20 protein-coding genes are annotated in these 23,741 nt (G+C 58.3%); 6 read left to right on the forward strand and 14 right to left on the reverse strand.

Going from position 1 to position 23,741, the window contains the following annotated elements:
• Window positions 1-206: 206 nt before the first annotated feature.
• Window positions 207-389: a hypothetical protein gene (locus tag AC5S27_RS03255; protein WP_493937359.1), complete on the reverse strand. Its 183-nt coding sequence runs from the start codon at window positions 387-389 to the stop codon at window positions 207-209.
• Here AC5S27_RS03255 and AC5S27_RS03260 point away from each other — a divergent pair.
• Window positions 321-2,501 (forward strand): hypothetical protein, encoded by a 2,181-nt coding sequence (locus tag AC5S27_RS03260; protein WP_493937263.1) that lies wholly within the window; start codon window positions 321-323, stop codon window positions 2,499-2,501. The two genes, AC5S27_RS03255 and AC5S27_RS03260, sit on opposite strands and share 69 nt — an antisense overlap.
• Before the next feature lie 8 nt (window positions 2,502-2,509).
• Here AC5S27_RS03260 and AC5S27_RS03265 read toward each other — a convergent pair whose 3' ends face one another.
• The 3 genes from AC5S27_RS03265 to AC5S27_RS03275 are packed head-to-tail and all read right to left on the reverse strand — an operon-like array spanning window position 2,510 to window position 5,041.
• Entirely contained in the window at window positions 2,510-3,352 is an 843-nt protein-coding gene (locus tag AC5S27_RS03265) for a competence protein CoiA (RefSeq protein WP_493933145.1), read from the reverse strand.
• Window positions 3,353-3,380: 28 nt separating this feature from the next.
• Window positions 3,381-4,028 carry an SOS response-associated peptidase gene (locus AC5S27_RS03270; protein ID WP_493933146.1) on the reverse strand — a complete coding sequence of 216 codons (648 nt, stop codon included), beginning with the start codon at window positions 4,026-4,028 and terminating at the stop codon, window positions 3,381-3,383.
• A gap of 2 nt (window positions 4,029-4,030) precedes the next feature.
• The gene (locus AC5S27_RS03275) at window positions 4,031-5,041 is read right to left on the reverse strand and encodes a hypothetical protein (protein WP_493933147.1); all 1,011 of its coding nucleotides are present in this window, start codon (window positions 5,039-5,041) and stop codon (window positions 4,031-4,033) included.
• 184 nt (window positions 5,042-5,225) lie between these two features.
• On the opposite strand from AC5S27_RS03275, the gene AC5S27_RS03280 reads away from it, so the two are divergent.
• The 5 genes from AC5S27_RS03280 to AC5S27_RS03300 all read left to right on the forward strand — a co-directional run bounded on the left by AC5S27_RS03280 (window position 5,226) and on the right by AC5S27_RS03300 (window position 12,533).
• Window positions 5,226-5,999, forward strand: coding sequence for an ATPase domain-containing protein (locus tag AC5S27_RS03280; protein WP_493933148.1), 774 nt, complete (start codon window positions 5,226-5,228; stop codon window positions 5,997-5,999).
• Window positions 5,999-7,483: a DNA polymerase Y family protein gene (locus AC5S27_RS03285; protein ID WP_493937264.1), complete on the forward strand. Its 1,485-nt coding sequence runs from the start codon at window positions 5,999-6,001 to the stop codon at window positions 7,481-7,483. Before AC5S27_RS03280 ends, AC5S27_RS03285 begins: the two co-directional genes overlap by 1 nt.
• A complete protein-coding gene (locus tag AC5S27_RS03290) occupies window positions 7,476-10,709 on the forward strand; it encodes a DNA polymerase III subunit alpha (RefSeq protein WP_493933149.1) in 3,234 nt (1,077 codons plus the stop codon). Before AC5S27_RS03285 ends, AC5S27_RS03290 begins: the two co-directional genes overlap by 8 nt.
• A gap of 176 nt (window positions 10,710-10,885) precedes the next feature.
• Complete coding sequence (locus tag AC5S27_RS03295; protein ID WP_493933150.1) at window positions 10,886-11,854, forward strand: hypothetical protein; 969 nt, start codon at window positions 10,886-10,888, stop codon at window positions 11,852-11,854.
• A 22-nt stretch (window positions 11,855-11,876) separates the two neighbouring features.
• A complete protein-coding gene (locus tag AC5S27_RS03300) occupies window positions 11,877-12,533 on the forward strand; it encodes a hypothetical protein (RefSeq protein WP_493933151.1) in 657 nt (218 codons plus the stop codon).
• A 34-nt stretch (window positions 12,534-12,567) separates the two neighbouring features.
• Here AC5S27_RS03300 and AC5S27_RS03305 read toward each other — a convergent pair whose 3' ends face one another.
• The 10 genes from AC5S27_RS03305 to AC5S27_RS03350 form a co-directional block, all read right to left on the reverse strand.
• Complete coding sequence (locus AC5S27_RS03305) at window positions 12,568-13,338, reverse strand: hypothetical protein (RefSeq protein WP_493933152.1); 771 nt, start codon at window positions 13,336-13,338, stop codon at window positions 12,568-12,570.
• 75 nt (window positions 13,339-13,413) lie between these two features.
• A complete protein-coding gene (locus AC5S27_RS03310; RefSeq protein ID WP_493933153.1) occupies window positions 13,414-14,307 on the reverse strand; it encodes a S1 family peptidase in 894 nt (297 codons plus the stop codon).
• 34 nt (window positions 14,308-14,341) lie between these two features.
• Window positions 14,342-17,113 carry a MobF family relaxase gene (gene mobF, locus AC5S27_RS03315; RefSeq protein WP_493933154.1) on the reverse strand — a complete coding sequence of 924 codons (2,772 nt, stop codon included), beginning with the start codon at window positions 17,111-17,113 and terminating at the stop codon, window positions 14,342-14,344.
• A 3-nt stretch (window positions 17,114-17,116) separates the two neighbouring features.
• Window positions 17,117-19,033: a type IV secretion system DNA-binding domain-containing protein gene (locus AC5S27_RS03320; protein WP_493933155.1), complete on the reverse strand. Its 1,917-nt coding sequence runs from the start codon at window positions 19,031-19,033 to the stop codon at window positions 17,117-17,119.
• Window positions 19,030-19,422 carry a plasmid mobilization protein gene (locus tag AC5S27_RS03325; RefSeq protein WP_493933156.1) on the reverse strand — a complete coding sequence of 131 codons (393 nt, stop codon included), beginning with the start codon at window positions 19,420-19,422 and terminating at the stop codon, window positions 19,030-19,032. The genes AC5S27_RS03320 and AC5S27_RS03325 overlap by 4 nt, the downstream gene beginning before the upstream one ends.
• Before the next feature lie 201 nt (window positions 19,423-19,623).
• The gene (locus tag AC5S27_RS03330) at window positions 19,624-19,968 is read right to left on the reverse strand and encodes a hypothetical protein (RefSeq protein ID WP_493933157.1); all 345 of its coding nucleotides are present in this window, start codon (window positions 19,966-19,968) and stop codon (window positions 19,624-19,626) included.
• Between the two features lie 23 nt (window positions 19,969-19,991).
• Window positions 19,992-20,927 (reverse strand): RepB family DNA primase, encoded by a 936-nt coding sequence (locus tag AC5S27_RS03335; RefSeq protein WP_493933158.1) that lies wholly within the window; start codon window positions 20,925-20,927, stop codon window positions 19,992-19,994.
• A gap of 92 nt (window positions 20,928-21,019) precedes the next feature.
• Window positions 21,020-21,412 carry a single-stranded DNA-binding protein gene (locus tag AC5S27_RS03340; protein ID WP_493933159.1) on the reverse strand — a complete coding sequence of 131 codons (393 nt, stop codon included), beginning with the start codon at window positions 21,410-21,412 and terminating at the stop codon, window positions 21,020-21,022.
• A gap of 519 nt (window positions 21,413-21,931) precedes the next feature.
• On the reverse strand, window positions 21,932-22,906 hold the full coding sequence (locus tag AC5S27_RS03345) for a TadA family conjugal transfer-associated ATPase (protein WP_493933160.1): 975 nt from the start codon (window positions 22,904-22,906) through the stop codon (window positions 21,932-21,934).
• Complete coding sequence (locus AC5S27_RS03350; protein WP_493933161.1) at window positions 22,903-23,709, reverse strand: VirB8/TrbF family protein; 807 nt, start codon at window positions 23,707-23,709, stop codon at window positions 22,903-22,905. Before AC5S27_RS03350 ends, AC5S27_RS03345 begins: the two co-directional genes overlap by 4 nt.
• Window positions 23,710-23,741: the final 32 nt, after the last annotated feature.

The raw sequence follows: 23,741 nt of genomic DNA on the forward strand, positions 1-23,741 counted from the left end.
CCGATTCATTCGCGAACACCTCCGAACGAGTATCTAGAGGTATCAGGTTCCTTAGTTGGCTTCCGTCCCTGACTGTCATCGCTCACCTGAGAGAATAGATATGGAGCGGCACAATGAACGAGTCCACCTTTGAGACCCACCTCGCGGCTTGTATTTCCAACGCATTTCCTACGATCGCGACTTCCAGCATTGAGACCCAAACGGTTTTACCGCTCAAGCTCGGGCACCGCGTTCTCGCGATTGATGGCCCGGCCTCTTACGCCAATGGACGCGCCGACATCGTGCTTCGCATTGGCGGTCAGCCTACCGTCCTGCTCGAAATGAAAGCTCCCGGTGTCGAACTCACAGAAGAAGACCTGTCGCAAGCCGTCAGCTATTGCCGTCTGCATGAGCCCATGATTCCCATCGTCGTGCTGACGAACGGATCGGATGTCCAAATTTATTCGAGCTTTGATCGCTCTCCCATCGGAGGTACGTCTCTCGATGAAGCCCGTATTGCGGCTGTGGTGAGTGCGTCAAGCAAGCAAGCGAGCTTGACTGTCGAACAGGCGATCCGAAATCTACTTGAAGGCAATCCGGAAATATGGGGCGCGGCCATTCGGTCGCGCACCGAAGAGTCTCTCAAAGAGATGGAAGGCTCGATTGCGGACTTCACGCTGCCGCTTTGGGAGGATTTCCGCTTTCCACGGAAGGCGACAGTCCAGCTCGCACATGCTTTCGAGCAGGGGGAGCGTGTGCTCGCATTGGTTGCGCCGCCCATCTCCGGCAAGACGAATGTCATCGCCGAATTCTGTGAGAGAGCAGAAGAGTTTGGGAACGCTGTCTTATATATTGATTGCCTTCAGACATCAAACTTGCTCGAAGAGGTCGCCCATGCGTTGACCGACTCCTTTGGCGCTTCCGTCTCAGCGGAGAAAGCCTACGATTGGTTACGGATCGGGGTCGGCGACCAACGCGAAGGCCGACCTCGGTTGATTCTCGTCCTGGATTCGCTGGTGCCCGAAGACGCGAATGACCTCATCAAGCAGGCCACAGGCCTATTGAAGAATGTTGGGGATAACGTAGGCATTCTGTTTTCTCTGACTGATCCTGCGCTTGAGAAGATCCGATTTACACCTGGTCGTACCACGCTCACAAAGCTGGGGCGGGACACGAAGGTGCTGCTGTTACGGGGTCTCGATGATAGTGAGATTGATGTTGCAGCTCGAAACTTGTCGGCTCTCTTCCGTATTGAACTTCCTCCAGGGTCACGGTTTGAAGGCCCCATGCGCGAGCCGCGCATACTGCGGATACTGATTGCGATGCAAGGACCTGTTACCGACATTCCTGAAGGCCTGCACGGCAGGCTGCCCTCGATTGTTCCGTCTGATGTCCTGGTGGAGCTTTGGGAAACCACGGCTGATGCGACCGAACTACGATCCGACCTTATCGCTCTGGCCGAAGCGTACTTGGAAGATGAAGAAGAACGCGCGAAGAGCTCCGAGCTGACGATCATGAGCATCGGAGTCGGCACGATGACGGCCCAAACTGCCCAAAAGGTTTTAGGTGAGGCTGTCTTTCAGCGATTGCTCCAGAACGGATACATCAAGCGCATGAACGGGGCCGGTCGAATGTTGGTCGTTCCGACCGTGCCTGAATTTCTGAGTGCCGCCCTGGTCTCCATTCTTCAGAAGACAGTGCTGGCAATTAGCGAATCCGATGGCGAAAAAGCCGCGACCAAGGCGCTACTCCGGTTTACAAGTGGAATCCCACTTGGAGACCGGGTGGCCGCTCTTGTGCTCCAACATCTCGTATCCCACAACCCATCGCTGTTCAATTCCATGTTTTTTGCGTTGTTGGAGGATGAGCCGAAACATGAAGAGATGCGTCCCGGCAACTTTCTGATGCAGTTGGCGCATGGGGAACCTGCAAAGATGCGATACGTCGATAATTCCATCCGCATCGAGCAGGAGGACGGGACGGAGGTTGTGTTTCCTATCGACGAAGATGACGGGCCGATGCGCACGACGAGTAATCTTCATCCGTGGAATATCCTTTCCCATCTTGCCTACGCTCCTGTGGGAATGGTGCGAGAGGGAGAAGAGGTGCCGCTTGGTCCAGGCATCATGGATCGCATCGGACGATTTCGTTCTACGTTGAAAAATTTCGGTGCTGCGACGATCGCCGACCAAGTGGGAAATTATGAACACAATCTGCCCGGTTTCGGGACTGTCCCATGTCCTGCGCGGGGCATCGTGGAACCGATTGTCTATGCGATGCAGCTTGCGATACAGCGTTACGGCAGCTTCATGGATGAGTTCGTCAACGAGAGCATCGAGGACGGCGACCCGGCGCTTCTGATGCGCCTTTATGTAGCGGCCTCCTCGTTGGAAGAGATCAGCGAGCCAAAGACGAAAAAACGTGCGAAAAGAATGGAGAAGAGTCTCTCCCGTGCGTTGGACGGGGTCTTTGCTGTGATTCACTCACCAAACAATGAGCCTGAAAACGCATCTACGGAATAGGTCAGCCTCTAAACAGATTCAGCCGGCAGTAGTGGGTAATAGTGCTTCGCGATTTCCGCAGCGTCACGCTTGGTCATTACGTCATTGACGAAAACTCGCTTGGGAATCAAACGAACACATAGCAACCCCGACTCGTCGTAGATTTCGAGTCTTGCCAGGGCATCAAATCCGAGATCGACGTACACGGGGCATGTAGCATCGAGCCAAGTGCGCCGCGGTCTTACCCAGTCGTATTGATGATGGCCGGCATACGCTTCGTGCATCTTCGTTTGAATCTCGTGCATAAAGTGCATGTACCCACCGCGCAGTGTCGCTTTGGTCGTGTTGGGATCTTCGAGGATTCCTTCCGACAAGCGCAAAAAGATTCCACGCGCGGCCCCCTGCATCGGTCGAGTGGCCTTGAGCCACACGATGTCCTGTGCTAACTCGGATGCGGGATGCGGGAGCGGATGGTAGATGTCGAAGTTGCGCCGGAACTCTCTGCCATCAAGAACCCAAACGAGGTTCTTATAGAAATGTTCCCGCGACAGACGCTCCGCGTCTGTCATCTGGGAGTGCTGGAACTCAATCACGATTCCAGATTGGGTGACGACATCGGCGCGGTGAATCTCGCCATCCGGCGCTGTGTGGGAAACCTCGCGATGGACGGGAGGAAACAAGCTTTTCCATTGGCGGTGCCACTCGGTTTCGTTCTCCCACCAAGGATCGCAATTCTTACGTCCGGCATGAGACCAGTGATGGATGACACGAGGGCCGCATTTCGCCAAGGTCGGCGCACCGCATAGGGGACATTGTCCTCGTCCTGCGGGAAAGGCTTCTCGTCGTTCTCCATCGACCAGCGCATATTGCAAACTCGAACCTCATGTCGCTCGTTGGCTATTACTGGGGGTCAAACAAATTGACTTGCAGATTAGTGATGGGACTGGCGTCTACCAAGCGTACCTGCATCTTGTCCGCAGGAAGGATACGCAAGAGGTGAACGGGCGGCCTGTCAGCGGAGGTAAGGTATTCTTCGTAGTCGCGCGGTTCGACAAACGTCGTCATGCGCGGGTGGATCGGAGCAACCAGCTCGTTGGGATCGCCGGTGAGTATAGCGAAGGTGCGCTCCCACTGTTCTGTCTTCGGATTCTTCCAGAGCTTCCACACGGCGGCCATGCCGAAGGGTTCCTGTCCTGGAATCGTGATTTCATACTTTGGCTTCTTCTGCCCTTTCGGCATCTCTTTCCACTCGAAGATGGAGTCGCCGGGCGCGATCGCGCGGCCGGTGAGAAACGCATCTTTCCAGAAGTTCGCCTGGGCGATGCCCTCGGAGCGTGCGTTAAACAGCAAGCGGTCAGGAAGCTTGAAACCCCAGCGCATCATCTCGATTCGACGCTCGCCGTCGTCGTCCAGATAAATGACGGGCTGCATGGATTGAGGACGCAGGTCATCGCCGGGATCAAAGTCCGCCTCCTCGATTCCTGCCGTCACCTCGAAGGTTTTAGAGACCTTCTTCTTGTCCGACTTCCGTTTGAACCTTCCGCACATCGCTAGCCGCCATCTTCCAATTTCTCATCGTCTCCCTCCCGAAGAAGAAGCCCCAGGCTAAGAGTCTTGGGAATCTGCTCGTAAGCGATGAGAATACTGCGGTCCGAGACGATGCGCCCGTCCGCGAGAATGCCATAGGAAGGAACCCATCGGGACTGCTCGAATTCGTAGGTGAGAGTGGTTAGCTTCGGGTTCTCCGAAGCAAACGTGTCGATCAACTTCGCCGCCTGGATAGCCGCCGTGGGCAAGGCAGCTTGGGCGGCATAGAGTAGTTCGACGTCGCGGCCACGAAGGAGAAACGATACGTGGCATCCGTGGTGGTATGCCTGAATGGAGACGATTGGGTCGCGGAGTTCCTTCAACTTTGTCCAGAGCTTTTGGAGCCATTGTTGAATGCCGTTATAGATATCCTTTCCGGCTTGCTCGCCGATGGTCTTCGCGAGCGGGTTCCAGACCAATGCCGCATAGGGCAGTCCAATTCGTATCAGCTCTTTCAGCGATTCGGCTTCATTGTGGGATGCCTCGACTCGCTTTACGAAAAGTGGTGCGTCGTCCGAGACCTCTTCTAGCCAGCCCACAGGCACATCTCTTGAGTCAGCGGCCAATTCAATGCGTGCGCCGTCGAGTGGTCCAAGAGTCACTGACAAGACTGCTTCTGGAAAAGGATCAATCGAAAGAGTCGCAAAGCTCAGTTGAGATTCAGGCACGTAATATGCCAAGATCGCGGCGACAAACCGAGTGCCGTTGGGGTGGATGAATGCGTGTGCAGCGATGAATCGCCCGGCTGGACGGCCAGGGTCATGTCCATGCAGGAGCGGAAGCCCCTGTTCGTTGATTTCATCCACAATCGCGGATGGATCGCTACCGCCGATTGGCTCGCCATTTTGCAAGTAACTGTCTGTCCATATGACAGCACTGGCAAGGCGTCCAACAGTCTTACCGTCAGGCAGCGCATCCAGATTTCGTTCCACCCAGGCTGAGGCGTCTGGAGTCTCATCAATCCAACTGGGCATGTTGTTTCTTCCTCGCAGTTACACGTTCATTATCTGCTGACGGAGTGATCGCAGTCAGGAGTGAGGTGCGAGCCGGGGCAACGTCTGTTTTCCCTTATTCCTTAGCTACTTACAAGAAACTGCACAACTTGCGCGACAAGCCAAGTTGCCGCTTGGCCACTCGATAGGCGAATATAAGGCGAATATGGATTTCGCCGCCGTCATCCGGGTGCAGGTCGAAGCAACGCTGGCGCAGCGTGTGCCTGCCGCCCTCACGCTCAAAATCAAGCAGGCCCCAGAGCTGTTCTCGACCGGCGTGGCCGAAGTCGATGCGCTGCTGGGCGGCGGCATCCCCCGCAACAGCATTACGGAAGTGAGCGGCGCAGCTTCGACGGGCAAGAGTTCCTTTGCCCTGTCCTTGCTGGCAAACGTCACGCAGCTCGGCAACGCCTGCGCCTGGGTGGACGTAAACGATGCCCTATCGCCGGAATCGGCGGCGGCGGCGGGCGTCGAGTTGCGGCGGATGCTCTGGCTGCGGATGTCGGCAGAGCGCAGACAGAAACTCACCGAAAAGCCGTGGTCACGGCTGGAGCAAGCCCTCAAAGCCACCGATTTGCTGCTGCAAACGGGAGGCTTCGCGGCCATTGTGCTCGACATGAGTGATGTGCTGCCGCAGCAGACCATGCGGATACCGCTGGCAACGTGGTATCGCTTCCGACTGGCTGCGGAACACGCGCGGACGGCGCTAGTGTTTCTCACGCAATCTCCCTGTGCGAGTAGTTGCGCGACGCTGGCGCTGCGTTGCGATGCAGCACAGACGAAGGCGTTCAGCGATCACGGCGAGACGCCGCTTTTCGAGCGGCGACAGTACCAGCTTCTCCGCGAACGCAACCGCAACGAGGGCTACCCATTTCTACAGAAGAAACCTGTTGGCCGCGTGAGCTGGGCGGCGGAGACACAGTGGACGAGGTGCCGGTGATGTACGCCGTCCTGCATCCGCCGAACTTCTTTGCGCAAGCTGCGGCGCTGGAATATCCAGAGCTGCGCAAACGTGCGTTTGCGGTGTTCGATGGTCAAGCGCCCAGGGAGTTCGTGTTCGCAATAAATAAGGCCGCGCGGATGCGAGGCGTGGAGGTCGGCATGTCCCTCCTACAGGCGGAGAGCTGCGACGTAACGATGATCCGTCGCTACGTGGCGGGCGAAGAGAAGGTACTAGGGCGGCTGCATGAAATCGCGTGCCGTTTTTCGCCGCGCGTGGAACTGGTTGCAGAGCGGCCCGGCACGTATGCACTCGACATCCGCGGCATGAACACGATCTTTGGCGATGCCACGCAACTCGCCGCGAAGCTGCGGCAGAGTGTGATGGCTGCCGGCTTCCTCGCCAATGTCGCTGCGGCTGGCAACTTTCATGTGGCCGCGTGTCTCGCCTGGGGGCGGGTGGGTGTCTCGGTTGTTCCCTCGGGATGCGATGCGGAGGCCGTCGGTGCTTTACCGCTCAGTGTTCTGCCGCTCGAACCGGAACATGCCGAGACGTTCAAGGCATGGGGTATCCGTACCTGTGGCGAACTGGCTGCGCTTGCGGAGACGGATTTGATTTCCCGTCTGGGACAGGTCGGCAAGAAACTACACGCGCTCGCTTGCGGCACCTTGCCGCACTTGATGATGCCGCTCGAAGTGAGCTTTGAATCGGGCCTGGCAGAACGGATGGAACTGGACTGCCCGGTAGACGATCTGGAACGCCTGCTCTTCGTGCTGTCGCGTATGACCACCGAACTGCTGGAGCGCGTGCGGGCGAAGGCGCGCGCCATCGCTTCGATGCAGGTTGTGCTTCTACTCGATGGTGGTGCGCAGCATGAACGTATCGTGCGTCCGGCACTCCCGTTACAAGACACAGCGACGTTGCTCAAACTGATGCAACTCGATCTCGAAGCGCATCCACCCAGCGCCGCGATTGTGGCTGTCGAACTGCGGGCACAATCCGCCCCTCCCTACCGGGCGCAACACGGCCTGTTTCTTCCGCAGGCGCCGGAACCGGGACAGACGGAGGTTTTGGTGGCGAAGCTGCGCAAGCTACTGGGAGAGGACCGCGTAGGCTCGCCGGAACTGGTAGACGGCCATCGGCCAAACGCATTTCGCATGGCTCCCTTCACACCTCCCGTGCCCCGGCGCGTAGAGCCTTCGCTGTTGCCGGTGCCGGTTGCACTGCGGGTCAACCGCCCGCCGCAAGTTATCAACGTGCAGCTCGTGAACGAACGGCCCGTGCGCGTCTATTGGAACTCGGTTGCCTATACGATCCGCGAAGCGGCCGGGCCGGAGCTTCTCAGCGGCCAGTGGTGGGACAAGGAGGAGTGGTCGCGTGCGGAGTGGGACGTGTGCCTGGCGGCGGACGGAATGGAACGCCTGTGCCGCATCGCCTTCGATCCTGGCTCGCGTTGCTGGTATGTGCAGGGCACCTATGACTGAATACGTCGAATTCCATGCGCGGTCGGCCTTCAGCTTCCTCGAAGGCGCGACGCTGCCCGAACACCTCATGCAACAAGCGGCGCATCTGGAGATGCCGGCGATGGCGCTGCTCGACCGCAACGGGTTCTACGGTGCGGTGCGCTTTCACATGGAAGGAAAGAAGCTCGGTGTGCGCTCGCACATCGGCGCGGAAGTTGCGGTGACGGACTTCGGAGAGCGTCTGCGTCCACGGTCGTATTTGCCGCACCAGCACTTGGCCGAACCAGCGCGTCTTCCGCTGCTGGCCGAAACCACTACGGGGTATCGGAACCTCTCCCGGCTCATCACGCAGATGAAGCTGCGGGAGACGACGAAGGCGGAAGGCGCAAGCTGGCTGAAAGAAATCGAACCGTATACCGAAGGCGTGGTATGCCTGACAGGTGGCAACGAAGGCCCGTTGGCGGCGGCATTAGCCGAAGGCGGATACGACGCTGCCTACAAGACGGTGGAGCGGCTGACGAATGCTTTCGGACAGCACAACGTCTATGTCGAACTGCAACGTCATTCGAGCCGCGAAGAAGAACATCGCAATCGCGCAGCCGTCCGCATTGCAAGGTCGCTGCATCTGCCGTTGCTGGCAACGGGCGGCGTCAGTTACGCAATACCGCAAGAGCGCGAGACGCTGGACATCTTCACCTGCATTCGTCATCGCACCTCACTGGACAGCTCCGGGCGTTTGCTCGAACGTAATGCCTCGCGGCATCTGCGCACGGCGAAAGAGATGGGCCAGCTCTTTTACGACTACCCCGAGGCTATCGGCAACACCGGCGAATTGTCCGCACGGTTGCAATTCGATCTGAGGACGGTCGGATACGACTTCCCGCCGTATCGAGTGCCGGATGGGGAGACGATGGATTCGTTTTTGTGCAAACGCGTAGACGAAGGCTTGCGCCTGCGCTATCTCCCCAAGAAGGATGCGGCCCTGTACGAACGCGCCAGGCAACAGGCGGAGCATGAGTTACGCGTTATCAAGAGTCGTGGCCTCGCCGGATACTTCCTCATCGTTTGGGATCTGGTGCAGTTCTGCAAAGCGAACGGCATCATGGCGCAGGGGCGCGGCTCCGCCGCCAGCAGCGTCGTGTGCTACGCGCTCGAAATCACCATCGTCGATCCGGTGGGCCAGAAGTTGCTCTTTGAACGGTTCCTTTCCGAAGAGCGAACAGTAATGCCGGATATTGACATCGACATGGCGAGCGCCCAGCCGCGCGAGAAAGGAATTCAGTATTTCTACGACCTTTACGGTGCGGAAGGCGCGGCGATGACGGCCAACGTCATCAGCTTCAGGAACAAATCCGCATCGCGCGAGGTGGGTGCGGCATTGGGATTCGACCGTGACATGACCTCGAAGCTCGCCGGCCTCTTGAGTTCGTGGGAGTACAAGGCTCCCAGCGATTCGCTCGAAAGTACCTTCAAGGCCGCGAACCTCAATATGAAAGAGCCGCGCATCGCGCACTATCTGCGAAAGTCCTACGACGTGTTGCGTCTCCCTCGCAACTTGGGACAGCACTCCGGCGGCATGGTCATCTGCCAGGGACATCTCTCGTCCATCGTTCCCATCGAACGGGCTTCGATGGAAGGCCGAACGGTGGTGCAGTGGGACAAGGACGATTGCTCGGACATGGGCATCGTCAAAATCGACCTGCTCGGCTTGGGGATGCTGGCGGTCCTGTCTGACTGCCGCGAGCTGGTGCCGAAGCATTACGGCGTTCCGCTCGACTATGCGCAGATCCCACAGGACGATGCTGTGTACAAGACCATCGCTGAAGCCGATACAGTGGGTCTCTTTCAAATTGAGAGCCGAGCACAGATGTCCGCCCTGCCGCGCACGAAGCCGAAGTGCTTCGCCGACCTGTCCATGCAAGTTGCCATCATTCGGCCAGGTCCGGTGACGGGCAAGTTCGTGAACCCATATATCGAGCGACGGCTGGGGCGTCAACCCGTGACGTACCTGCATCCATCGTTTCAACCTTTCCTTGAACGGACTCTAGGTGTTCCGCTCTTTCAAGAACAGGTCATGCGAGTCGGCATGGTGGCGGCGAATCTCACAGGCGGCGAAGCCGAGGAGCTGCGCAAGGCGATGGGGGGCAAACGATCGGATGCCGTGCTTGCCGGCCTCAAGACGCGGCTCATCGACGGCATGACCGCCAACGGTTTCGACGCAGCACAGCAAGCGGAGGTGATGCGTATTCTCTCGACAGTACGCGAGTTCATGTTTCCCGAGTCGCACGCTCACTCGTTTGCGAGCATCGCGTATTCGAGCGCGTACACCAAGTTTCATTACCTCGCCGCGTATCTGTGTGCGCTGCTCAACAATCAACCGATGGGCTTCTACAGCCCGTCAACGCTCATCAACGATGCCAAACGGCATGGCCTGAAGGTGCGACCCATTGATGTGCAGCGTTCCGACTGGAACTGCACGCTGGAGACGTTGGACGAACGAGAACGAGAACAGAACAGCGGCTCCTTTGCCGTACGAATGGGACTGCGTTATGTGAAGGGGCTACGGCAGTCCATCGGTGACGCGATCTCGCTAGCGCGGCAAACGACGGGACCGCTTGCTTCCGAATACGATCTGAAACGCCGCGTGGCGTCGATCCGCAAGGATGAGTTGGCGCTTCTGGCGAAGGCAGGAGCGTTCAACTGGACGGGAGAGAAGCACGACCGCCGCACCGCGCTTTGGCGAGCGGAGCGAGCCGGCCAGGATGTCGGCCCGCTCTTCGGCAACATCCCGGATGAGTTTGAGATAGACCTGTCGGCTCCGCTGGTGAGTATGGCGGTCAATGATCGGATGGTCGCAGACTTTTTCATTACCGGTTTCACCCTGGGGCACCACCCAATGGCCCTCCAGCGCGCAGAGCTGAACAAGCTCGGGGTCATGCGGGCCGCCGACCTCAAGGGTGTGCCGGACGGGACGTTTGTACGGATTGCCGGTGCCGTCATTGCGCGGCAACGCCCCGGCACAGCCAGCGGTTTTATCTTCCTCAGCAACGAAGACGAAACCGGCATCTCTAACGCCATCATCCATCCCAGGCTCTATGAACAAAATCGCGTGACGGTAACAAGGAAGAACTTCCTTCTGGTGGAGGGGGTGCTACAGAACCAGGACGGCGTTATCAATGTACGGGCGTCAGCCGTGCGGGTGGTCAATGTCGAGGATGTCGATGTGGTGTCGCGCAACTTTCATTGAGTCATGGGATGGATATGGCTTCCGGCAGGTGGCGGAAGACGCGAAGCGGCTGAGGACAGGGAGGAAGACGTCCTTCCTGATAGAATGGAATGTGTCACTTGCCCTTAGATGGTCAGCTCTCGGGCTCCAAAGATGAGTTGATACAGGTTGAGGTTGACCTGTTTGTAAGGAGGCGAATGCCTCAGAATGTCTCTACTCCTACCGTGATCGCAGGTCCACCGGCGCATGTCCGCTTGGGACCACTTACTCAGCGCCTGCTCGCCGGATCGAAGTGGCAGGGTGCCGACCAATTCCCCGCCTGGCAAGTATGGGCAGATGACGTTGAATCGGTGCTGGCCTTTTTAGACCGCGAGAACCGTCTGCCGATGTTTTTCACAATGATTCAGAAGGCACGCACACCGCAACACCGGGACGCGGCGCTGGCGGAGGCCCGTGGCAGCTTTTTCCTGAACCAGAACGGCTTTCGGATTCTGGCATGGGAGCCGCAGGGCGAAGGCACGACCAAGGGCGAGGTCCTGGCCTCATTTCCGGGTTCGCCGGAGATCTTCGTTGAAGTCAAGCAACCGAGCTGGCAGGGAGAGTTTTTGCCGTTAAGCATCGCGGAACGGCAACGGCTGTCCCCCTCTGAGACGGCGCAACGCTATCAGCGGATGAAGCAAGGAAAATATCTCCCCGACGTGGCTGAGGGCGGCGCGGTGGGTTCTCCCTATTTTGCGATGAGTGTGGTGCGGCGCAACGCGCTGCCTAAGTTAACCGACCAGCGCCCCAATCTGGCGATTGTGGTGGATGATTGTAAGGTCACTGTGGTTGGATTCCCGTCGCTGTCGGAGTATGTGACCCACGAGTTTCTCAACCCCGCGCACGATCCCGATGACCCGGACGACCGGTTCACCTACGAACGCCTGGGCGGAGTACTCTTTCTCCAGCCGGAGTCCGTGGGAACGGGCATCGAATACAAGGTTGATTTTGTAGAGAACCCAGGAGTGTTACCATCTTGTGCGCTGCCGCCGGCAGTCACCACACTGCTGACGCAGTTGCGCGACGAAACCGACAGGCGGGAAGCAGCGCGATACGCCGGAGTGCCGTCGTTTCTGGACATCCTGAAGAGGAGTTGGCCGACGGAGGAAACGGGTGGGTCGTCGTAGCGGGCCAATGAGGCAATGAGAGATGGATGATGGCGGAAGTGTCAACCCAAACCCCGCACCGGGCGATACCGTAGAACTGCCTCTGGAGCCTTATCGCCAGTTAGTGGCGATCCGCTACCTCAATGCGAGTGAGGCGATCTGGCAAGGATTGCAGCGCCAATGCGGCGTCAACGATTTTCACTTTTTGGTGACGCTGCGGAGTTTCATCGAATACTCGCGTCGCGGGATATGGTTTCTGGCGTGGGCGGGTGAGGTGAAACTGAAGAAGGCGGAGCATCTGACATTCCAAGAGGCAGGCAGCCCGTCACTTCCCGATATGGATGCAAGGTTGCATAAGGCACTTGGACAGGGAAAGGTTTCCCCGCTCATGAATCTGGTTCCCGGCATCAACGAGCCATTTCTTCACTGTCTCCACGCCTTGACTCATGGAAATCCGATCTCGGTACGCATGATCGGAATGGGGCTCGATACGATTTTCGACACGAAGAGCCTGCTGGCAAGGGCGGAACTGGACCTCAACATCTTTCGGATTCTGCTGTATCGCCACATGGCGGGTCAGGAACTCAAGGCTATCTGGTCGATGCTTTCCACGATTCACAATCGACCGGACGACATCAAGGCCAACGTCCTGATTGCAGCCCACGCTCTCAAACAGTCGGGTAACACCCTACCTTCCTGATGACGGCAGGCGAACGTCGCCGCCCTTCCTTCCTTCACTCTTTCCACCAATTACCATCTCCGAAATCGAGAGAAGAGCAAATCGGGTCGGTTCGCCGGTATTGCGCGATGAAATCCTGCAGCGCGACTCGGTGTGCCTCAACGAGCTTGATAACCTCCACCGGGAAGTCGTAGTTGGCCTCAAGAGGAAGGCTGCGAAAAAACTCCCACCTCGATTTCTCCCCGCTGTCTGGTGCTTCACTGATCTGCGAATCCGCATAGCGTTCTACCGGCTCTGCCCCACACAGCTTCGTGGCGATTCGTTTCGATGTCTGTATCGCCTGATACTCGGAAGGATGATCCTGCCAGTTTGAGAAGCCGAGGATTTGACCTGACCTGGCTAAGTCTCGAATGAGTCCATCGACGGCCCACAGTTTGCGCGCGTTGCCATACTGCAATAAATGCTGCATCTCATGGGCGAGGGAAATTATCATGCTTACCTCCACCACAGATGTGCTGCCATGCAGGTAAATCAAGACGTCGATAGTTCTTTTCTCCGATATGGGATCTTTGAGCATCGAATCGACATAGGCGGGTAGAGGCAACCGCCGTAATGCCGGTAGGGCGTCATGCCTGTTCAGAACCAAATGCAGTGCCCGATTGGTGAGGCCCAGAGCACTTTTCATTTCCGGTGAATCTTCATCATCTATGAAGCAAAGAAACGGTAGGTCGGGAAGGTCCTCTTGAAACTCTTTCAATACACGCTGGCACGCGGATTCCCGGGCCTCTCGGATTAACAAGATATTGGACTTAACATGGATAGTCATGCACTGCCCTCTATTCCTAGGGTGACACCACGGAGGTCATCGCGCGGGTTCGAGCATCTACGCGAGGTCGAGCATCTACGCGAGGTCGATAGGATTCATGCTCCACTTGAAGCCTGTTGTCCTTTCGGGTCTAGGATACTTCTCCTGAAGTTGTCGGAGGGATAGCGTCGATGAGTCCAATGGCTTGCGCCCGCTGAGGTATTTCATCAGTGCATCATTAATAATGTCCGCCGGTTCGGCGATGCTGATGTTGGTATTGAGCGTGTAGGTGAGGGACATGGTTGCTGACTGAGCTTGCCGGGGTTCGAGGACTCCGCCCCACATCATGCCTACGACACGCGGCGAGTCATTCGCAAAGATTGGCGAACCACTGGAACCTCCCTGTTGCATGATGTCGATAGTGAAACCATGTGGCTGGGGACTCGAAAAAGGATAGACACTACTCACGATCCCTCTTCGTATGAACGGCCCTAGTTGATTGACTTTGCTTTGTAACACCAACGGTTGCGTCCCGAGAGGATAGCCCATCGTGGCTATATCCATCCCAGGTCTTATGGCGAAGTCTTCGGTCGCAAGCTGCAAAAATGGCGTACCTGTTATTTCGAGTTGCACGAATCCAACGTCCGGAACATCCTGGCCATACCAATCGTCGGCAGAGGAGAAACCTTGCAGGGCGGCTACGTCACGAATCTTCAAGTTCAACATCTGGCCGCCGAGATTATCGTCAGACAGCATGAAAATGAACGCTCCGCCTACGCGCTCTCCAGTTCCCGGTATCGTTGGCAGCTTCCAAAGGGCTTCGACGACATGACGGTTGGTTGCAACGACTCCATCATCCGTGACAAGAAAACCAGTGCCTATGATGTCGGGAAACGGGGGCGGTGGTTCCCCAACCGGCGCGGTGACCATCTTGGATATGAAGCCGACGACACAAGGAGTAGCGGATTCGTATAGATCGGTGAGAGGCATGAATTATCGTAGTCTAGCGCCCGCAGTTAAATCATCAAAGTGCCAACCCCGGCCCCAGATCGCGTGTTTTCTGTAGCACGGTCGCTGCCTGGTCTAGCCCTGTACTCTCAACAGCACTTCGTCCTTTGCCGAAATCAATCGCCGATGCCTTGGTGACATCATGGCTGAGACTTTCGGCAAGCGACGCGGCGTTGTTGGTATAAATCTGCGCGTCGTGCGAGGCTCGCGAGGCCGACACATATGCAAAGCGCGAGTTTATGAGGTCGGGATGGGTTTGGGTATCGACATTGACCAGTACGCGGTCGGCGGTAAGTCCCTGGGAGCTGTGGCTGGTGACGGCGTAGCCATGATCGAAGTGCCGCATCTCAGTGGTGTCAAAGGTAACGGACTTGCCGCTGTCCAAGCGCACAGCAAGTTGCCCATCCCGGCCGATGTTTTCGACAGTGCCGAGGTCGCGGTTGGCGACGCCAAGCTCCCGGTTGGGAGCCGTGAACTGCATCCGATCCCCCACAGCGAACTCACGCTCGATCTCGCGGTAGGCGCTGATGCCATGCAGGCGGGCGGGGCTATAGGTGATCTTCTCTCCATTCTCTTTCTGCACTGTTAGCAGATTCTCTTCGCGATTCGTGGCGACCACGCGCGCGTAGCTCTGTTTGTCGATGCCGATATCCTTGCTGCCCCTCTGATACCGCAGCACGTCGCCCGCGTCGTAGCGGGCGGCCCAAGTACGATCCGCGCCAGTCATGTCGGAGCGTAGTGCGAGCACGCGCAAGGTATGGTCTTCGCTCTGCACAACACCAAGAGCCTGCAATTCGGCGCGGACGGCCTGATTGATCTCGCGCCGCGAGGCATTGTCGGGCGAGACAACGAGGGTGTTGTCCGGGCTGGCGGCATAGTTCCGAGCAATGGCGGCGATGCGTTTCTGCGGGTCAACAATTTCAGTGACGCGGCCTTGCTGCTCCAATAAGGCGACACCTTCGGCCACTTCGCCGCGCGACAGATGCTCGACCGCCTTCAACAGCTCGGGGTCCTTCTGACGCACGATCTGATCAAGCTGGGCCGTCTTCATCCCGGCCTGTACCAACTGCTCGAAGGGCTTGCCAGCTTCGACGCCCTGATGCTGTCGCGTATCCCCGATAAGCAATACACGGTCGCCGGATTCCAGCTTGGCGAGGAAATCGCGCACCTGTTTGGTGCTGGCGAGGCTGGATTCATCGACCATGTACAGATGGCGGTCGGGGTTCGGCTGGCGGGCGCGGACGAGGAAGCCCTGGAGGGTGTCTGCGGTGATCCCGGCATCCCGGAGCTGGTTCGCGGCACGGGAGGTCGGGGCGAATCCTTCGACGACATACCCTCGCTGTTCTGCGGCTTCGCGAACCGATTTCAAAAGGGTCGTTTTGCCGACACCGGCCCGCCCCTCCAGCCCTTGTAACACATCGCGCGAGGTCAAAATCTCTTCAGCGGCCACCCTCTGTCCGGCGTTCAAATGCGGCTGCTTTTCTGTGTGGGCGACCGCTGCCTGGATAGACATGATCTGTTCGGCACGCCCGTGGCCTTGCTGCATCTGACGCAGGATTTCCTTCTCGGTGCGTATCGTCTCTGCCGTCGTGAACTGCCGCCCGGTCTCGTGTTTCTGTCCCGGGACAAGCCGGAACTCACCGGAGGCTACGCGCGACTCGAAGCTGGCCCGAACTTCGGCATAGGTGACTTCACTCATGCCGCGGCGCAGGGCGTCGCGGAAGAGGTCGCGTTCATCGGTGACAGCTTCGCGCTCGAAGCTGCGCTCGCGGGCAAAGGTGACCGCTTCGCGGGCGACTTTCTGCGCGGTTTCGGGAGTGCGTTCGGCGGTGTGCGTGCGCGCGCGCTCCTGAGCCTCAGCCACTACTACATCGGGCTGGTTACCGTACTCGGCGGCAAGCTGCCGATGGGCGGCAAGCACCTCGGCGGGCGTCTGCATCAGTTTTTCGCTGCGGCTGGCGTGTGCGGCGATGTCCGCTGCCTCGTACCCGTGGAGGCCGTGCTTTTCCATGCGTTCGCGTATCTGGTCGCGGCGTGCGCTAGAGGCGTCGAGATACTCCAAGGTGTATCCCTTGATCTCAGGCGCTCCGCTTCTACCGGCTTCGATTTCATAGCCGAGCTTCCGAAGTCGATACGTCAGTTCTGATTGATATACGGCAGTGGCGAACTGCTGAGAATCGAAGTAGCCGTGCTCTTGGAGCGCGCGGGTTTGTCCATTCTCGCGCTGGGTGACATTGAAGATGACAGCGTGGGTGTGGAGTTGCGGCGCGGCGTATCCGTCAACCGGACGGGCGGTGTCGTGCTCGAACTTGGCAACGACGAACTGCCCGGTGGTTTCGGCTGTGTGGTTTCCGCCAAGCCGTGCTTGCGTGTAGCGTTCCAACTCCGTTAAGGCGATAGTCACGGCCTCGGAGTGGGCTGTTCGTATTCGTTCATCGCCGCCTACCAGAGCGGTCAGCGACACCGACTTTGGTGGCGAAAAGGTAGCGTCCCATCCTGCGCGATGTTGTACGGAGGTGACGGTCTTTCCATCGGCGTTTGCGTACTCAAAGGACTGCCGGTGCATGACAAGCTGCTCGGCAGTGTACGGATGTTGCCCTTCAGAGAGACGTTGAAACTCTTCCGCCCCTACCGCGCCGGACAGGCCAAACTTCTTCGCAAGCTGCCCCTGCCACTGGCCCTGCACTTGCTGTCCCTGACTCCAGTAGTTCTGGTCGGGCGAGGCGAATTCGCGCTTGTGATAGTCCTGTAATTTAGAGGCCGAAAGAGCCTTGGAGATTTGCAGCATGGCCTAATCTCCGAGGGAGAATCCGGCCTGTACGGATTCTGCGGCTTCTTCGAGCGCATCGGGTTGGGAAGGTTTCTTCGTAAGCGTCTTCGGGTCGAAGGTAAGGTCGTCATCGTCCAGCGGGCGCGGCACGAACGCGGGCTGGGTGGCGGGGATGTCGTGATAGGCAAATGAGAATCTGGCTACCGTGTTACCCAGCTTCAGGAATGCGTGTCTATCAGGGAGTCCAGAGATTTCCGAGTCCAGCACCAAGGGCTCGACCTGGCGCTCCACGCTGAAGTTGTTTCCAGCGCGTAGGCCGGTGGAGTGCGTCTCCCGTAGCCGCTCGATCTCGACCTTGCCGATGGCGTTCGACACCCACTCGGCGGCCTTGGGCTCCGTGATTTTCAGGAATATCTTGGTGGCCGGCTGCGACAGCATCACCTCGGCCAGATGTCCGTAGATCATCTCAAGCTGGGCCTTACCTTGGAAGCCAAGGATAAGAGGGTTCTTTGCCTTTCTGTTCTCGGTGATCGCAGTGTGGAGCTGCGGGAGACGCTGCAAACTCGCCAACTCGTCCAGCACGAACCAGACCGGATGCTGGCTCTCTTTGGGCTCATTCAGGAGACGGAGCACAAGCAGGTCGATCCATAGACTGTGAAGGGGACGCAGCGCCTCTCGCTCGCTCGGTTTCGACGTAATGAAGATCCATCCCTTGCGGTGCTCCGACCATTCGGTCGCGGTCCAATGGCTCGTCGCTTTCTCTTTCCGTGGGAGCATTCGCAGGCTGTCCGCGATTAAGCCAAGGGAGGCCAGGACGCCGTTGCGCTGCTGCTGCGCACCCTTCGCAATCATCATCGCCATCTCGGTATTTTGCACCCGCCGGTCGATCTCGTCGGGGTTCGCCATCCACTCCACCAACTCCTGCGGCGTTGGGCCGAACGTCAGCAGGTGTGCAAAGATTTTCTGCGGTGTCTCGGTGAAGAATTCGCCCTTCTTGTCTGTGGTCGGTTGGTACAGGGACGCGGCAATGGCTCGGGCTTCGGCACGGCGGCGCAACTCTTCGGATGGTCCCCAATAGGGGCAGCGCGCATCGAGCGGATTCAAAATGATGTCGCCACGGTCGGCGTCATAGAACCGCTGCACGAACTCGCAGGCCGGGTCATACACGATGGCAGAATGACCGCGCTCTTTGATCTGTACGAGGAGCTGCATGACCAGCCGGGACTTGCCCGCGCCGGTATCGCCCATGATTTCGATGTGCTGCCCTTCGGCGCGTAGGGGGATGCGCATGAGCTCTTTGGACTCGGTGGTTTTGAACCCGATGCCATCGCCCTTGACGACCTTATTGAAGCCGGTTGGAGAGACCAGGACGGGACCTTTTAGCAGCCGTCCATATTTCAGTTCTTTGAGCCGTCGAACGTCTTTGCGGACGGCGAATGGGAGCTGGAGAAGAAACACGGCAAGCCCTGACCACAGCGGTATGCCGAAGATGCCTAAGAGAGAAGCACCGTCATAAACGAAGCGGCGAAGGTAGTCATGAAGAGGGCGGTTCATGTAGGCAACCTTCGGTCCCCGATAGAGAAAAACGACGCCGGAGGCATGGGCCGCTGGGGAGAGCGCCAAGGGTATCGGCTTGCCGATTAGCTGCGGCGTAGAACCTGGTTGCACATCGGCTTCCGTGACAGGCCGGGTGTGGCGCTGGCGGTCTGCCACCGTAACAAGCTGGTACTCGCTGCTCTGGCGCATGGTGCCAAGGAAACCCGTTTCGGCATAGCAGGAGAGGTAGTAGCGTTGCAGCGGAGTCATGACAAAAGCGAGGTGGAGGTAAACGCAGACGACGGTCACCGTGAGCGCAACAAACACGGCTCCGAAGCTGTAGACGGGATAGTGCGGCGGACGAACGATGGTTTCTTTGCGGCCCCATTGTGTGTCGGTCATGGCTGTTCTGTTGTCCCTTCCGCATAGCTGGCGAGCATGTCTGCAGCCGCTTTGCGCTTATTGGTTTTCACGTACCGGAGCATTTCTTTGAACTGCTCCGGAGTCATCTTTTCGCCGCGCAGCAACGGCTCAAGGGTATTGATGAGCAGGAGACGTAAGGCTTGCACTTCGGCAAACAATGCCGCCCCATCGCCGTGTTGCTGTGCGTTCGCGGCATCCAGCAAAACTTCCCGTGCCCATTCGCGGAGGTTCTTTCCGCTGCTTGTGGCGACCCGCAATAGTGCTCTTTCTTCATTGCGGGTAAACCGCGTGGCAATGCTCTGGGTGCGGGCCTCCCGTCCCTTAAGCCGCTGAAGGCGGTCTTCGATTTCAGAGGTCTGTGAAAGCATCGCTGATCCTTCTGAGACCAGCTTCGGGCGCGGTTCCCAATGGAACCGCCCGAAATTGGCCTCGGCGGCAAGCCGCTTGTTTTCTGCGTGTTTCCCGTTGGAACCAAATTGGTTCCCAACGCAACCCTTTCAGGGATGGATTGTCTACGTTCTTCCGGCGCGCAGCGCCGTAGTGGCCCTGCCCCGGAATTGGATGGAGGATCATGCTTTCGATCCTGCCGCTACAGCCGGGGTTTGTACTGCGGGCTGCGTCGCCAGAGCAGGCTTTTTGCTGGCCTGCTCAACGGCATCCGAAACGGGGGCCTTACGAACTCGCAGGGTCTGCGTGACGTTGGCCGCCTGTGGCGTTTTCAAATACTCCTGAAACTCGCGATCCTTGTTGAAGGTGTAGCCGACACCCTGCTCGATCACGTCATCGGCAGTTGCGCGCGGCTGTCCATGGGAGCGGAGGAAGGTGACGTACTGATCGACCAAGCGAGCGGTTGCGTCAGTAAACCGAACTGAGGCGTTGACGTGGCGGGTCTGAGTGATTTCTAGCAGTGGCATTGCATTCTCCTTTGGTTGATAAATCAGGCAATCTTCGAGCGGGCAATCATGCGGTTAGCCGTCGTCGCGATCTCTCTCGCACGAGCGGAACAAAGCGTGGTGGGAATCTCGGAGCGACGGCGTACTTCGAGCAACGTGATTACGTCGTCAATGGGTGCGCCTTCGAGCAGCCAGAGACGGGCTGAAGCCATGTCCACAGTGCGTTGGGCGTAATAGAGAGGATTGGGTTTGTCGGCGCGGCGGGAAGCCAGCGTATGCGTGAGCTTCACCGCATCCTTGCCCTGGGCGAGTTCGTCAAGAACCCAAACCCAATCCTGCTCGGAATGTGTGTGCTTTCCGGGCTGCATTGGCCGTGCGATTCCGCGCAGCGGGAGCGCGGCATTGTCGAGATGAAAGTCGCCAGGCTTCCAGCCGGAGTCGGATAGATATTCAACGGTGACGAGGTGTGCCGGCGAATACTTCTGATTCAAGAATCCGGGAATGCGGAGTACCCGGTTGCAGTCCGTGCAAGCACGGTCGCCGCCAAAGACGATGGAGAGCTGCTTCAGCGTATTTTCCTGACGCTCGAAGTCAAAGCCGTCAACACGCCAAAGCGCCTGATACTTGCCTGGGGATGTGGCGAGGACCACGGTCGGAGAAGGGACGACATCTGACGTCCGAAGCGCAGCGACCTGGGCATCCCCATCGAAGTCGATATCTATATACAGGTGACGGACGGATGCAATGCACTCTTTGGTGCGACGGCGGCTGCCGGAGCGGAGCGGATTGGCAGCTACATAGACGTTGGCACCAGCGTGGTTCTCGTGAGCGAGCCACCGAAGGTAGGCGGGTGCAAGCGCCTGTTCCAGTCGAACGATCCGCTGCGCGGGACGGGCGGCGCTATCACTGCGAAGCAAGAGAGCAATCGTCTCCCCCGGAGCGAAGCAACGGGTAAGAAAGTCTGTGGCAGTTTGGCTCATGGCGAATACCTCGGATGCGATGGAATGTTGCAGGCCTTTAGCGTGATAAAAGCCCGGCTCCCACCGGGCCTTCCTGCGCGCGATGCCAGGCCCTAGAACGGGATGTCATCGGACGGCTCCGGCTCGTTGTCCAGATCCTCCTGGGCCGCCTTCTCGGCCCGGTCAAGTTTGAGGATGGTGAGAACCTGGACGCTGTCGGTGCGTACCGGCTTCTTGGCCTTCTTGGGCGTGTACTCGTAGTGGCGAATCTTGCCTTCGAGGTAGATGTGCTCGCCCTTCTTGAGCGTGGCGGCAAACTCGCCGAACTTGCCGAAGACGATGCAGCGGTGCCACTCGGTGATCTGCTTGTACTCGCCGCTCTCTTTGTCCTTGTAGCGTTCCGATGTGGCCAGGGAGAAGGTGGTGAAGTTGCTGTTGTTCTTGCCGGTGCGAACTTCGGCATCGGCTCCGAGGAATCCCATCAGTTCTGCTCTGTTCTTGTTCATGGTCGTGTCTCCGTTTTGAATTCCCGTTCTTGCTCGGGTCACCCTTGGCAAAGCCAGCGAGTGGGCCCGGCTCCCAAGTGCCAAGGAGTGCTTTCTTGGCGGGGCCCGGAAGAAGTTTGTGCGGCGTTCTTGGCCGCGCTTACAAACTTGTTTTGGGAGGAACCGAGACCCCGCAGGGGCGCTGCAAGCGAAGCAGAACGACGCCGAGCCGCAGGGCGCCGGTTTGGCCCCGAAGCAGTGACCGAGCATGACGAGGAATTGATGTGGAGAGATACGCCTCAAAGACAGAGCGTCTTCAGGGGTTCCTGACGATGCCATGTCCCGGCAATGCAACTTCCTTCCTCTTGCCACGAACGCTGGAAAGACGAGCGGCAAAGCATCACCGCTGGCCATGCGATTCAGGCTCCGGTCTTCACGCCCAAGGGCACGTCTTTCCGTCGAAGGTATCGACACCCGATGCCTAGTAAGAAGACTGTCAGCAACGAATCCGGTTGTCATCGTTCACCTCGTGGCCGGGCGTTAGTCGGCCTCGGCCGGAGCGCGGTAGATTTCTTCCGTCTGGAATGCTTGCTCGGCATGGGCGTATCCGGTGACCGAGATTAGCTCGCGCACGCGGCGGCGGCCTGCGGCATTTCGCTCGCAGTACAGAACGAAGTCGATGGCTTCTGCGGTCTCTGACCGCACGAAACCATGATTCAGATTCGGTCTGGCGCTGAGAGCCAAGTCGGATAGCCGATTGAGAGCGTCCCACGCTGACTTTGCGTGGATGGTCGAAAGCGTTCCGCCGTGGCCGGTGTTCATGGCTTGCAAGAGGTCATAGCCGCACTCATCACGGATTTCGCCCATGACGATGCGGTCGGGCCGATGCCGAAGAGCGGCGGCCAATAGCTGGCTAGGAGTGACGGCGACTTGGCCAGGAATGGCCTCCACTGCCTCCCAACGAACCGCATTGGGATGGGCGATTTTCAATTCCGCCGGTTGTTCAATGACGATGAGGCGCTCATGGTGGGGTACATGATCGAGCAGCGACTTCATCAAAGTTGTCTTTCCTGAACCGGTTCCGCCGCTGATGATGCCGTTCTTTTTCGCGTTGACAAGGTCGACCACCGTATCCCGGACATGCGCCGGTAAGCTGCCGGAAGCGATCAATTCATCGCTGGTGTACCAGCGGTTGAATTTGCGGACGGTCAGCGTAGGCCCATGAATGGAGGATGGAGCGCCGACGACGGCGACACGGGAGCCATCGGGAAGGCGCGTATTCAGGATCGGATTCTGGCTCGTGAGGTCTTGTCCCAGGAGCCGTGCGACGCGCTCAATCGCCGCCTGCAGCCGGTCGTTCGTGTACGGGGTCGCCAGCGGGATATGCTGAACGACCCCTCCACGATCTGCGTAGACACCCGTGGTTCCATTAATCATCAGGTCAGAGATGGACGGGTCTAGCAGAAGCTCACGCAGCTCTTCCGGGAAGAACGGCAATATCAGTTGGTAGCTCACCGCGATGCTCCTGCGGGTGGCGTCGCCGGTACAGCCGGCAACGCGGTAGTTGCTCCGGGTGCAATCGGATCTACGGAGAGCCGGTTCTCGTGGAACTCTGTGATGGTCAATCCAAGCGGATTGATCGTCTCGAACTGCGGGAAGATGCGGGCCTGATCGCTGACCTGTTTGGGATTCAGGTAATAGGTGACACTGATGCCCCAATGCTCCACGCGCGGTTCGTGCGAGTTGCGCGGAGAGTAAAGCTTGTCGATGGCTACAAGCGCCGTTCCACGCGCCATCGTGACGCCCTGCACGATCTCCTGCGACATGGAAGTGATGGTGACGTTCTTGACCTCGACATCGCTCTGCTCGATCTGCCCTCCGATAACCTGCGAGACGAGGTGATTGGCATTGTCTTCGGTCATCAATTGCGAAGAGAGATTTCCTGACAAGAAGTAGTAGTTGAGCGGATACTTCTTGGCGATTGTGTCGCGGCTGATCGTGTAGCGATAGTTGGCCCAATCCGTAAGGTATGTTCGGACCTCACCTTCGCGCGGACTGTAGTTCAAGTCGCTGTACTGAATCGCCTGAGCGCGACCCATCTCGTCGATACGGATGTAGCGGTTGGCAATGGGGCGTCGGGCGAGCGAAAGATTCAAGCCCATTGAACCTAGAAGTAGAACTGTTCCGCATCCGATGATGAGGCGGTACGCCTTCCGTTCTGAGTAATGGGAGGCATAGACCTCATTGCCGATCTCGTCGGCAAGTGCAGCCTGTTTCGGTGTGAGAGACGTATCAATTGGAAGAGTGTGGGTGGACATGGCTCGGATGACTCCTTTCCGTTACCGCATGG

Source organism: Acidicapsa borealis (assembly GCF_059115245.1).

Bases quoted from the DNA above. Each gene is read 5' to 3' on its own strand.
- AC5S27_RS03280 (WP_493933148.1), top strand. From the start codon at position 5,226: ATGGATTTCGCCGCCGTCATCCGGGTGCAGGTCGAAGCAACGCTGGCG.
- AC5S27_RS03330 (WP_493933157.1), bottom strand. From the start codon at position 19,968: ATGCCACTGCTAGAAATCACTCAGACCCGCCACGTCAACGCCTCAGTT.
- AC5S27_RS03305 (WP_493933152.1), bottom strand. From the start codon at position 13,338: ATGACTATCCATGTTAAGTCCAATATCTTGTTAATCCGAGAGGCCCGG.
- AC5S27_RS03290 (WP_493933149.1), top strand. From the start codon at position 7,476: ATGACTGAATACGTCGAATTCCATGCGCGGTCGGCCTTCAGCTTCCTC.
- AC5S27_RS03285 (WP_493937264.1), top strand. From the start codon at position 5,999: ATGTACGCCGTCCTGCATCCGCCGAACTTCTTTGCGCAAGCTGCGGCG.
- AC5S27_RS03275 (WP_493933147.1), bottom strand. From the start codon at position 5,041: ATGCCCAGTTGGATTGATGAGACTCCAGACGCCTCAGCCTGGGTGGAA.
- AC5S27_RS03260 (WP_493937263.1), top strand. From the start codon at position 321: ATGAAAGCTCCCGGTGTCGAACTCACAGAAGAAGACCTGTCGCAAGCC.
- AC5S27_RS03340 (WP_493933159.1), bottom strand. From the start codon at position 21,412: ATGAACAAGAACAGAGCAGAACTGATGGGATTCCTCGGAGCCGATGCC.
- AC5S27_RS03270 (WP_493933146.1), bottom strand. From the start codon at position 4,028: ATGTGCGGAAGGTTCAAACGGAAGTCGGACAAGAAGAAGGTCTCTAAA.
- AC5S27_RS03325 (WP_493933156.1), bottom strand. From the start codon at position 19,422: ATGCTTTCACAGACCTCTGAAATCGAAGACCGCCTTCAGCGGCTTAAG.
- AC5S27_RS03350 (WP_493933161.1), bottom strand. From the start codon at position 23,709: ATGTCCACCCACACTCTTCCAATTGATACGTCTCTCACACCGAAACAG.
- AC5S27_RS03255 (WP_493937359.1), bottom strand. From the start codon at position 389: ATGCAGACGGCAATAGCTGACGGCTTGCGACAGGTCTTCTTCTGTGAG.
- AC5S27_RS03320 (WP_493933155.1), bottom strand. From the start codon at position 19,033: ATGACCGACACACAATGGGGCCGCAAAGAAACCATCGTTCGTCCGCCG.
- AC5S27_RS03300 (WP_493933151.1), top strand. From the start codon at position 11,877: ATGGATGATGGCGGAAGTGTCAACCCAAACCCCGCACCGGGCGATACC.
- AC5S27_RS03335 (WP_493933158.1), bottom strand. From the start codon at position 20,927: ATGAGCCAAACTGCCACAGACTTTCTTACCCGTTGCTTCGCTCCGGGG.
- AC5S27_RS03310 (WP_493933153.1), bottom strand. From the start codon at position 14,307: ATGCCTCTCACCGATCTATACGAATCCGCTACTCCTTGTGTCGTCGGC.
- mobF (WP_493933154.1), bottom strand. From the start codon at position 17,113: ATGCTGCAAATCTCCAAGGCTCTTTCGGCCTCTAAATTACAGGACTAT.
- AC5S27_RS03295 (WP_493933150.1), top strand. From the start codon at position 10,886: ATGCCTCAGAATGTCTCTACTCCTACCGTGATCGCAGGTCCACCGGCG.